This is a genomic window from Ideonella sp., assembly GCF_036277275.1.
Classification (GTDB): Bacteria; Pseudomonadota; Gammaproteobacteria; order Burkholderiales; family Burkholderiaceae_C; genus Ideonella.
Map to the genome: position 1 here is coordinate 1 of NZ_DASUNH010000132.1, position 10,002 is coordinate 10,002.

Below are 10,002 nucleotides of genomic sequence, written 5' to 3' on the forward strand. Positions count from 1 at the left end.
GGCGCGGGCATCGACGGCCTCCTGGGCACTGAAGTAGCGCCGGATGAAACGCTCACCGAAATGGGCCAGCGACTCGGCGATCGCCGGCACGCTGACCGTGTCGATGCCCACACGCACGCCGGCGGCCGGCGCGTGCAGCGCAGGCGTCAGCTGATCAACGATGTCGGCGGCGTTGAGCACGGGGTCGAAGGGTGTGGGGGCCCGGGAAGCAACCCGGGCGATGCGGCGCAAGACAGCGCGATGAGGGTCGCAAATGATACCGGCGCAAGCCCCGGCCTACGCCCGGATACGGGCATAGTTCACGCCGCGAGGCGCCGATCCCCCAAGCTTTTGGGGAGTCAACCGCCGGCTGGCGCAGCCGCCTGGAGCGACAGCACGAAGCGGCGCAGCGCGCGCCACACGACCAGCGGCATCTCGTGGCCACCGTCGAACGGCAGCCATTGCACCTGGGCGCCGGCACCCTGCAGCAGGTCGCGCAGGCGCTCGCCGGCACTGAAGCCGAGGTCACCGTCGCTGCGGCCGTGTGTCACCAGTGCCGGCAGGCCGTTCAGCCGCGCGACATGCGGCATCCATTCGTCCAGCGCGATGCAGGTCGACGACAACAGCCCAATGCCGGCCACGTCCGGCTCGCCCTGCGTCAACAGGTGGTCCATCAGCAGCATGCCGCCTTGCGAGTAGCCGACCAGCACGAAGCGGCAGCCCGGATGCGCGGCACGCGCATCCGCCAGTGTCTTCGCCAGCACCGCTCGGGCGGCGGGCCGCTCCTTCGGGTGGCGGTCGAACAGGTCGCTCGGGCCAGCCGCCAGCCGCGCGGCGCGGTGGGCCGGATCGACAGCCCACCACGAGTGCGTGCCATCTTCGTGGCGCACCGGGCCGGCCGGCACGATCGTCGGGATCGGCAGCGCCAGCGCGTCGACCATCGGCCGTAACACCGCCGGGTCCATCGTCAAACCGTGCAAAAAGACCAGCACCATCCGTCGTTCTTGGGGGGTATTCACGGCGTGAATTGTGACCGGGCTATGCGACACTTTGTTGCAGGACAGCATCCTCGCGGCGCCCGTCTTCACGGCCGCCGCCTCTCCTCTTCTTGCCCCCTCAGAACAACACCATGAGCCAGACCGCGCCCAGCTATGCCACCTTATACGACGCCGTGCGTCGCATCGCGCAGGAGGTGGCAGCCAAGCACGCCGATGACGTCGACAGCAGGGCCCGCTTCCCCGCCGAATCAGTAGAGGCCCTGCGCGAAGCCAAGGCCTTCTCGGCCCTGGTGCCGAAAGAGCTGGGCGGCAGCGGCCTGACGATGCGCGAGCTGGGCATGCTGGTGAGTGCACTGGCGCAACACTGTGCCTCCAGCGCGATGGTGCTCGGGATGCACTACACCCAGCTGTGTTGCGTGGTGCGCCACCATGGCGGCGTCGCGTTCTTCGAGCGTTTCCTGCGCGACATGGTCGACCAGCAGTGGCTGATGGCGTCGATGACCTCCGAGGTCGGCACCTTCGGCGACACCCGCTCCAGCATTTGCGCCGTGCAGACGGAAGGTGAGCGCTTCACGCTGGTGAAGGACGCGACCACCGGCTCCTACTGCGCACACGCCGACGTCATCGTCGTGACCGCACGCCGCAACGCAGAAGCCGGCGCGAGCGACCAGGTGCTGGTGCTGCTGCGCGAAGGCGACTACAAGCTCGAGCAGACCACCTCGTGGGACACGATGGGCATGCGCGGCACCTGCAGCCCAGGCTTCAAGCTGGAATCCAGCGCGCCGATCGAGCAGGTCCTGCCCGTGCCCTTTGGCGACATCTCGGCCGAGTCGATGGTGCCGTACTCGCACATCCTGTGGTCATCGCTGTGGAGCGGCATCGCCGCCGGCGCGCACAACAAGGCCGCCACCTACGTGCGAGGCGTGGCCCGCAAGAACCCCGGCACCACACCGCCCACCGCCGTGGCACTGGCCGATCTGACGGTACAGGTGCAGACCATGCGCCACCACTGGCAGGGCCTGGCCGACGAATTCGACGCAATCGCCGCCGCCGGCACCGACGAGAAGGACCTCACCTCGATCGGCTGGGCGTTGAAGATGAACAGCCTGAAGACGGCCTGCTCCGACGCCGCTCCGCGCATCGTCCACGGCGCGCTGCAGATCGTCGGCATCCTCGGCTACAAGAACGACAGCCCGTTCGCGATGGGCCGCGCCTACCGCGACGCGCTGTCCGCGTCGCTGATGATTTCCAACGACCGCATCGCCGCCAAGAGCGCCGCGCTGCTGCTCGTGTTCAAGGACGAGTGACACCATGACGACCGACAAGAACTACGACCCCGCCCTCTTCCACGCCGAGCTGGTCGAAGCCGGCCTGATCATCCCGACCACGGTAAAAGGTGGCTATGGCCGCGGCGCCGTGTTCGAGGACATCCTCGACCGCTTCGACGCACTGGTGATGCGCAACGCCGAAGGCGACGGTGCCGAGCACCTGACCTTCCCGCCGATCGTCGCGCGGGCGATGATCGAAAAGCTGGGTTACCTCGACAACTTCCCGCAGTTGGCCGGCAGCATCCACAGCTTTTTCGGCAGCGACCTGCAGGCACGCGAGATCTCCGAGAAGGTCAAGGCGGGCGAACGTTGGGAAGACATGCTCGACATCACCGAGGTGATGCTGTTGCCTGCCGCCTGCTACCCCGTCTACCCGGTGTTCAGCGGCCTGCTGCCCGAAGGCGGGCGCCTGGTCACCGTGAAGAACTGGTGCTACCGGCACGAGCCGTCGGACGAGCCGACCCGGCTGCAATCCTTCCGCATGCGCGAGTTCATCCGCGTCGGCGCACCCGACGCGGTCGAGGCCTGGCGCGATGGCTGGCGCGACCGCGCGCTCACGCTGCTGCAGGGCCTGGGCCTGCCAGCGGCGAGCGACGTGGCGAACGATCCGTTCTTCGGCCGTGTCGGCAAGATGATGGCCACCAGCCAGCGCGAGCAGAAGCTCAAGTTCGAAATCATGGTGCCGGTCATCTCGCTCGAGAAGCCGACCGCGATCTGCTCGTTCAACTGGCACCAGGAACATTTCACCGGCAAGTACGGCATCCGCCAGAAGGACGGCGCGACGGCCCACACCGCGTGTCTCGGCTTCGGCCTTGAGCGCTGCACGCTGGCGCTGCTGAAGACGCACGGCCTGGATCCCGCCAAGTGGCCGACGGAAGTGCGCGCACAACTCTGGCCCTGAAGCGATGGCATTGAGTGATGTTCGCCGGCAGGCCACCGCCCTGCCCGGCCTCGACCCCGCGAGCTACCAGCGCCACGCGCTGCACGGTGAATCGGCGCAGTGGCCTGAGAAGAACTGCTACATCGACCTGTGGATCGAGCTGATCCATGCGATGGGCTGCGACCCGCATGCGATGCTGGGCCACACGCTGCCGATCGACTTCGAGGGCGACCAGTGGACCTTCTTCAAGCCCTCGCATGACCAGCTGCGGCGCCTGTACGGCATCGACGTGCAGGAGCTGACGATCTGGCGCCCGCTGGCCGACCACGCCATCGAGCACCTGAGCGCCGGCAAGCTGATCAGCGTCGAGGCCGATGCCTGGTGGCTGCCCGACACCGCCGGCACCGACTACCGCAACAAGCACACGAAGACGACCATCGTGCTGGCCGACATCGACCTCGATGCGCAGCGCCTGGTCTACTTCCACAACGCCGGCTGCTTCGCCCTGGAAGGCGAAGACTTCGTCGAAACCTTCCGGCTGAACAAGCCGGAAGACCCGGCCTACCTGCCACTGTTTGCCGAGGTGGTGCGTTCAGATCGCCGCGTCGTGCGGCCACTGGCCGAACTGCGCGAAGCAGCGTGGGCCGATCTGCGCGAGCAGTTCGCCCGCCGCCCGTCGACGAACCCGGTGCAGCGCTTTGCCGATACGTTTGAGCGCGACCTGCCGCTGATGCGTGAGCGTGGCCTGGACCACTACCACGCCTGGGCCTTTGCCGGCACGCGCCAGGTCGGCGCCGCGGCCGAGCTGACGGCACGCTGGTTGGCCTGGATAAGCGATGCACCCAGCCCGGCACAGCAACGTGCCATCGACGCGTTCGACCGTCTTTCGGCCGGTGCGAAGACCTTCATCTTGAAGGGTGCGCGGGTCGTGTCGTCATCGAAGCCTGCTGACCTGAGCGCGCTGTTTGGCGGCATGGTCGAGGCTTGGGACGAAGGCATGGCTGCGTTGGGCGAGACGCTGGCGGCGGGCTAACCTTCCGGTTTGCAGGCCGGAGGCTCGGGGTGCGAGCGGCGGCCCTTCATTGGCGGTCGCCCCAACCGCAGCAAGAAAACACGGCGCCGATCGAGAGACCGCTGCCAGCGCAACCCGCATCTCCGCGAGCCGGGGACGCCGATCGCGCCCCGGGCCTGCGGCCCAGTCACAACCGTCGCACGCTATCCCTTCGCTCAAAGATCCAACACCAACCTCGACGACTTCGAGCGGGAGCAGCAAGGCGTGAACTGGTCGTTCGCGGCGTGCTCCTCGGGTGTGAAGTACAGATCCTTGTGGTCGGGTGTGCCACTCAGCACACGCGTGATGCAGGTGCCGCACACGCCTTGCTCGCACGAGGTCTGCACCTCGACGCCCGCCGCGGCCAACGCCTGCACCACCGTCTTGTCCTTGGGCACGACGACGATGCGCCCCGAGCTCGCGAGCTGAACCTCGAAGCTGTCGTCACTGGCTGAGGGCGCCACATCGGCCGAGAAGAACTCGTAGTGCAATTGCGCCTCGGGCCAGCCCTGCGCGCGTGCGGTCGACAGCACCGCCTCCATGAAGCCCTTGGGGCCACAGACATACACGTGCACGCCCGGCATTGGCTCGGCCAGCCGGCCCGCGATGTCGAACTTCTGCGCCGCCGGGCCGGCGTCGAAGTGGAACTGCACATGCGATGCGAACCGCGAGCTGGCGATGCGGTCGTGAAACGCCATCCGCTCACGCGAACGGGCGCAGTAGTGCATCTCGAACGGCGCGGCCATCACCGCCAGGCGCTCAGCCATGCACAGGATCGGCGTGACGCCGATGCCGCCGGCCAGCAGCAGGTGGCCACCCGCGTCGTGGGCCAGCGCAAAGTGGTTCTTCGGTGCGCTGATGCGGATCACGTCGCCCACCTGGACCCGCTCGTGCAGGCCCGCCGAGCCACCGCGTGTGGCGGGATCGCGCAGCACCGCGATCAGGTAGCGGTGGGTTTCCGCGGGGTCGTTGCATAGCGAGTACTGGCGGGTCAGGCCACCGATCGTCACGTCCACATGGGAGCCGGCCGAGAAGGCCGGCAACGGCTTGCCGTCGACCGCCACCAGTTCGAAGCTGCAAATGTCCAGTGCCTCGGTCGCCTTGGCGGCGACACGCACATCGAGGCCGGTGGCCATGCTCATTCGGGCGCCTCCATCGGCGCCCCTTGCTCGGCCGCGACCAATCGATCGATCACCTTGCGCGCCTGCACGCCGCCGGCGTCGATGTTGAGCTTGAGCAGTTGGCGCCCGGGCCAGGCCAGCAGGTTCTTCTGCTGGCGCTCGAGCATCTCCAGGTCCTCGCTGAAGATCTTGCCCTGGCCCTCGCGGATGCTCGCCGTCAACGCATGGTCTTCGGGCTTGAAGCGGCGCGCCATGCCCCAGAAATACCAGATCGAGGTCTCGGTTTCCGGCGTGATGAAGTCGACCACGATGCTCGACGCCTTCACTTTCGAGTCGGCCTCATGGCCGCCTTGGCCCGCCAGCGCCACGCCGACTTCGATCATCACGTGGCTCGGCGGTGAGAAACGGCAAATCTGCCAGCGGTCCACCGGTTGATCGTCGGGCAGTTGATTGCCGCGCAGCGCCATGCGCCAGAACGGCGGTGCCTGGATGTTGTTCATGAAGCGGCTGGTGATCACCTCGTCGCCTTCGGTTCGTGTCGTGACCGGCGCCTCATCGATCTCCTTCTGGCCGATGCTGGTGGCGTGTACGTAGGTCTCGTGTGTCAGGTCCATCAGGTTGTCGACCATCAGCCGGTAGTCGCAGGCGATGTGGTACAGCCCGCCGCCGTAGGCCCACTCCGGGTTGTCGGCCCATTCGAGGTGGTGGATCTTGGCCGGGTCGGCCTGCGTCGCGTCACCGGGCCAGACCCAGACGAAACCATGGCGCTCGACCACCGGGAAGCTGCGGATCGCCGGAAAGCCCCGCACCCGCTGGCCTGGCATCGCGATCGTCTTGCCGTCGCAGCCCATCTCCAGCCCGTGGTAGCCGCAGACCAGCTTGCCGTCGACCACCCGGCCCAGCGACAGCGGCGCACCACGGTGGGGGCAGAAGTCCTCCAGCGCCGCCACCTCCCCCTCGGGCCCGCGGTAGAACACCATCGACTCGCCGCAGACCTTGCGCCCCAGCGGCCTGCTGTCGATCTCGTCCGGCATACAGGCCACGTACCAGGCGTTCTTCGGGAACATCGTTCGGCTCCGGGAGTTTCTATATTGGATCCAATTATCGGCACCATAAGCCATTCAATGCCAGAATATCTGCCGTATTGGATCCAGCATAGCCAATCACCTCGTCATGCCTCCGACCAAGCCTCGGCCCGACAGCGGCAGCGTCGTCGCCACGCTGCGCCAGCTGATCATGGGCGGCCACTACCCGGCCGGCACGCGGTTGGCCGAAATCCCGGTCGCCACCGCGCTGGGCGTGTCGCGCACACCCGTGCGGCTGGCGTTTCGCAGCCTGCAGCAAGAAGGCCTGCTGCAAGTCACCGGCAAACGCGGCTTCGTCGTGCGCGCGTTCTCGGAGGAAGACGTGCAGTGCGCTGTCGAGGTGCGGGGCGCGCTCGAAGGGTTGGCGGCGCGACGCCTGGCCGAGCGCAGCATGCCGGCCGAGGTGCAGGCCACGCTGCGCACTTGCATCGACGACGGCGCCCGGCTGCTCGCCAAAGGCCACCTGACCGAAGACGACATCGGTGCCTGGGGCGAGCTGAACCACCGCTTCCACCGCACCATTGTCGAAGCGACAGGCAGCCTGGTGATCGCCGATGCGATCGCCCGCAACAACCACCTGCCGTTCGCGTCGGCCGACTCGATCGCGATCGACAGGCAGGCACTGGACCGCGAGTACGAGAAGCTGCGCTTCGCCCAGGCACAGCATCAGCTGGTGTTCGAGGCGCTGCAGCGGCGCGAGTCGGCACGGGTCGAGATGCTGATGCGCGAGCATGCCTATATCGGCCTGCGCTATGGCTCGCTGTTCGGGCTCACGCCCAGCATGGCTGCTGCTGAGCCCTGACGGGCACCTATGATCCGACCATGGCATTGACGGCATACGAGCCCGGTGCGATGGCGGAACTGCGCCGCGCCGCCTGGCGCTGGCTGCACGGCTGGTGGCGCATCGTCCACCTCGGCACCACGCTGATCGTGCTGGCGTTGTCGCCGGCCAGCTACGACGCACCTCAACGGGCAGCCCTCGCGCGCCACGTCTACTTCGGCAGTGCGCCGGCGCTGGCCTGGTTCAGCGTGCTGTCGGCGCTGCTCAGCCTGATCGTGATCCGCATCGTGCTGGTCACCTCGCTCAGCTACGGCCTGTCGCAGTACGCGATCGAGATGGTCGTGCGGGTGCTGGTGCTCGAGTTGATCCCGCTGACCGCGGCGCTGTTCGCCGCGCTGCGCTGCACGTTGCCGCAGGCCGCCGACGTGGCCGCGCAACGGGCGGATGGCCGCTGGGCCCACCTGGTCGAGCAGGGGCAAGACCCAATTCGGCACGAGGTGCTGCCCCGCGTCGCGGCGGGCGTCTTCGCCGTGAGCCTGTTGGCTGCGGTGAGCTGCGGACTGACGCTGGTGCTGGCCTACCTGTCGGTCTACGGCTTCAACACCACCGGCTTCGCGGCCTACACCCGCACCGTTGGCCATGTGTTCAGCCCCGCTGTCGCGCTGATCTTCGTGCTGAAGATCGTCTTCTTCGCGCTCGCCGTTGCGCTGATCCCGATCGCCTCGGTGCTCTACGATCGGCCGCATCCGCGCGTGGGGACGAGCACCGAGCTGCAAGGCCTGGTGCGCATGTTCCTGCTGATCCTGCTGATCGAGGCGGTCTCTCTGGTCGGCAACTACTACTGAGAAGCTGTGAACGAGTCACCTCCGCCTCCGGTGCGCAACGTGGAGTTCAAGGCCCGGCTGCTGCTGCTGCTGCTGGTCACGCTGGTGGCCGGCGCCGCGGTGTACGTGATGTACGCGCGCGGGCTGTTCGAGGCCACGCAGCGGCTGGTGCTCATCGCAGAAGATGCCGAGGGTGTTCGCGTCGGCATGGACCTGAGCTTCTCCGGCTTTCCGATCGGCCGCGTGCGGCGCGTGGAGTTGGGCGCCGACGGCAACGCGCGCATCCTCGTCGACGTGCCGGTCGAGGACGCGCACTGGCTGCGTAAGAGCAGCGTGTTCACGCTCATGCGCAGCGTGATCGGCGGCACCAGCCTGCGCGCCTACACCGGCGTGCCGTCCGACCCGCTGCTGCCCGACGGGGCCGAACGCCAGGTGCTGATCGGCGACACCGCGGCCGAGCTGCAGCGTGTGGTCACCTCGGCGAGCGAGCTGCTGCAGAACCTGAACCGGATGACGACCGAAGAGTCGTCGCTCGGCGCCACGCTGGCCAACCTGAAGGATGTCACCGAGCGCTTGAAAGGCCCCAAGGGCGCGCTCGGCGTGCTGATGGGCAGCGATGACGAAGCCGCGCGCGTCGGCAAGACGCTGGACCGCATCAACGCGCTGCTGGCCCGGCTGGATGGCTTGGTCGAGCACGCCGACAGCCAGCTGTTCGGCCCGCAGGGTGTATCGACCGACGCTCGCGCCGCCATCCGCCAGCTCGACGGCCTGCTGCGCGACGCACGTCAATCGCTGCAGCAGCTCGACGCGGTGCTGAAGGAAGCCGAAGGCGTGGCCGCCAATGCGCGCGTGGCGACCACCGACCTGGGCACGCTGCGCGCCGAGGTCGAGTCGAGCCTGCGCAAGGTGCAGCGCCTGGTCGACGAACTGAACCGCAAGTGGCCATTCGCTGGCGAGAACAAGGAGCTGAAGCTGCCATGAAGCGCCTTGGGGCCACGCTGCAGAAGTTCCTCGCAGGTCGCGTAGCCGTGCTTTGGGCGGTCGGCTGCGTCGTGGCCGGCTGCGCGAGCGGCCCGACGCCTCCCGACTGGCAGGCCGACGCGCTGCAGGCGCTGCAAGACGCCCAGGCCGCCTACCTGAAAGGCGACACCGCTGGCGAGGTGCGCCAGTTCGAACGGGCGCGCAGCGAAATCGCCCGCACCGGCCAGCTCGCGCTGATGGCACGGGCCGAACTGATGCGTTGTGCCGCCCATGCCGCGAGCCTGGTGTTCGAGCCGTGCGCCGGGTATGAAGCGCTGCAAGCCGACGCGGCGCCTCCCGAGCGCGCCTACGCAGCCCACCTCGCCGGCCGCGCAACAGCGCAAGACCTGGCACTGCTGCCGCAAGCGCAGCGCGCCGTGGCAAGCGCCAGTGCCAACCCCGAAACCGCCCTCGCCGCGCTGAAGGCCCAAGCCGATCCGCTGTCCCGCCTGGTCGCCGCGGCGCTGCTGTTCCAGGCCGGCCGCGCGAGTCCGGCGACCGTCCAGCTGGCCGTCGACACCGCATCCGAGCAAGGCTGGCGCCGGCCCTTGCTGGCCTGGCTGTCGGTGCAGCGAGAGCGGGCCGAAAAGTCGGGCGACATGGCCGAGGCCGCCCGACTGCGCCGGCGCATCGATTTCGTGCTGGGCCCGACGGTCAAGCCGGTGCCGTGACCCGCTGCCCCCCCTCGTGCCGAGGTGGCGGCCCATCGAGCAGATCGAGCAGCGTTCGCACGGCTCCTGATCTCGCTCCCTTTGCCCGGGCCGGCATCGGATTAAGCTGTGACCTCAGCCCAGCGTCTCAGCCCCGCCCCGCCATGTGCCGCAACATCAAGACCCTGTTCAACTTCGACCCGCCGGCCACCGAGCTGGAGATCCGCGACGCCTCGCTGCAGTTCGTGCGCAAGCTGAGCGGGTTCAACGTGCCGTCGAAGGCCA

At 68.0% G+C, this 10,002-nt stretch carries 12 protein-coding genes; 8 read left to right on the forward strand and 4 right to left on the reverse strand.

Features of this window, described 5'->3' with window-relative positions:
- The coding region (locus VFY73_RS22505) for a hypothetical protein (RefSeq protein WP_329722995.1) at nt 1–180 on the reverse strand (180 nt) is incomplete at its 3' end.
- 158 nt (nt 181–338) lie between these two features.
- Nucleotides 339–998, reverse strand: coding sequence for a hypothetical protein (locus VFY73_RS22510; protein WP_329722997.1), 660 nt, complete (start codon nt 996–998; stop codon nt 339–341).
- Between the two features lie 110 nt (nt 999–1,108).
- On the opposite strand from VFY73_RS22510, the gene VFY73_RS22515 reads away from it, so the two are divergent.
- The 3 genes from VFY73_RS22515 to VFY73_RS22525 are packed head-to-tail and all read left to right on the forward strand — an operon-like array spanning nt 1,109 to nt 4,218.
- Nucleotides 1,109–2,284 (forward strand): acyl-CoA dehydrogenase family protein, encoded by a 1,176-nt coding sequence (locus VFY73_RS22515; RefSeq protein ID WP_329722999.1) that lies wholly within the window; start codon nt 1,109–1,111, stop codon nt 2,282–2,284.
- A gap of 4 nt (nt 2,285–2,288) precedes the next feature.
- Nucleotides 2,289–3,206: an amino acid--[acyl-carrier-protein] ligase gene (locus VFY73_RS22520; RefSeq protein ID WP_329723001.1), complete on the forward strand. Its 918-nt coding sequence runs from the start codon at nt 2,289–2,291 to the stop codon at nt 3,204–3,206.
- Between the two features lie 4 nt (nt 3,207–3,210).
- Nucleotides 3,211–4,218, forward strand: coding sequence for a DUF1839 family protein (locus VFY73_RS22525; protein WP_329723003.1), 1,008 nt, complete (start codon nt 3,211–3,213; stop codon nt 4,216–4,218).
- A 194-nt stretch (nt 4,219–4,412) separates the two neighbouring features.
- Here VFY73_RS22525 and VFY73_RS22530 read toward each other — a convergent pair whose 3' ends face one another.
- Together VFY73_RS22530 and VFY73_RS22535 are read right to left on the reverse strand one after the other, a co-directional pair.
- Nucleotides 4,413–5,378 carry a PDR/VanB family oxidoreductase gene (locus tag VFY73_RS22530; RefSeq protein ID WP_329723005.1) on the reverse strand — a complete coding sequence of 322 codons (966 nt, stop codon included), beginning with the start codon at nt 5,376–5,378 and terminating at the stop codon, nt 4,413–4,415.
- Nucleotides 5,375–6,424, reverse strand: coding sequence for an aromatic ring-hydroxylating dioxygenase subunit alpha (locus VFY73_RS22535; protein WP_329723007.1), 1,050 nt, complete (start codon nt 6,422–6,424; stop codon nt 5,375–5,377). The genes VFY73_RS22530 and VFY73_RS22535 overlap by 4 nt, the downstream gene beginning before the upstream one ends.
- Nucleotides 6,425–6,530: 106 nt before the next feature.
- Between VFY73_RS22535 and VFY73_RS22540 the strand changes: the two genes are divergently transcribed.
- From VFY73_RS22540 to VFY73_RS22560, 5 genes are all read left to right on the forward strand, one after another.
- Nucleotides 6,531–7,244, forward strand: coding sequence for a GntR family transcriptional regulator (locus tag VFY73_RS22540; RefSeq protein ID WP_329723009.1), 714 nt, complete (start codon nt 6,531–6,533; stop codon nt 7,242–7,244).
- Nucleotides 7,245–7,264: 20 nt separating this feature from the next.
- On the forward strand, nt 7,265–8,068 hold the full coding sequence (locus VFY73_RS22545) for an ABC transporter permease (RefSeq protein ID WP_329723011.1): 804 nt from the start codon (nt 7,265–7,267) through the stop codon (nt 8,066–8,068).
- A 6-nt stretch (nt 8,069–8,074) separates the two neighbouring features.
- Complete coding sequence (locus tag VFY73_RS22550) at nt 8,075–9,028, forward strand: mammalian cell entry protein (protein WP_329723013.1); 954 nt, start codon at nt 8,075–8,077, stop codon at nt 9,026–9,028.
- The gene (locus VFY73_RS22555) at nt 9,025–9,738 is read left to right on the forward strand and encodes a hypothetical protein (protein ID WP_329723015.1); all 714 of its coding nucleotides are present in this window, start codon (nt 9,025–9,027) and stop codon (nt 9,736–9,738) included. The genes VFY73_RS22550 and VFY73_RS22555 overlap by 4 nt, the downstream gene beginning before the upstream one ends.
- Nucleotides 9,739–9,881: 143 nt before the next feature.
- Nucleotides 9,882–10,002, forward strand: a 121-nt coding sequence (locus tag VFY73_RS22560) for a DUF2277 domain-containing protein (RefSeq protein WP_329723017.1), incomplete at its 3' end; no start/stop codon positions are given.